At 43.2% G+C, this 509-nt stretch carries 1 rRNA gene; it reads left to right on the top strand.

The annotated features are described in order from the left end of the window. Window positions 1-300: 300 nt before the first annotated feature. Window positions 301-509, top strand: a 16S ribosomal RNA gene (locus VME0621_RS26020); the annotation flags it as partial.

Here is a 509-nt window from a genome sequence, read left to right on the forward strand (position 1 = left end):
TGACTTTCAAAGTGGGAAGCGTATTATACGCACCTCGCTGAAGCACTTAAGGTGCTGAAAGCAAAGCTCTTTAACAATATAAACCTATCAATCTGTGTGGGCACTCGTTGATGATAATCAAATTAGATACCTCGGTATCAAATTAGGTTTTCAATGAACTGAGTGACCAATCAAGACTTCTTTTGGAAACACTAGAGGACTTGGCACAGTCAATTCATTATCGTTCTGTTGGAACGATAATAGCTTTAAAATTACATAAGTAGTTTTGAAGTCAGTATTCATTGAGCCGAACAAAATCTTAAATTGAAGAGTTTGATCATGGCTCAGATTGAACGCTGGCGGCAGGCCTAACACATGCAAGTCGAGCGGAAACGAGTTAACAGACCCTTCGGGTGACGTTAACGGCGTCGAGCGGCGGACGGGTGAGTAATGCCTGGGAAATTGCCCTGATGTGGGGGATAACCATTGGAAACGATGGCTAATACCGCATAATGCCTTCGGGCCAAAGA

It is taken from the genome of Vibrio mediterranei, from assembly GCF_900088415.1.
Taxonomy (GTDB): Bacteria; Pseudomonadota; Gammaproteobacteria; order Enterobacterales; family Vibrionaceae; genus Vibrio; species Vibrio mediterranei.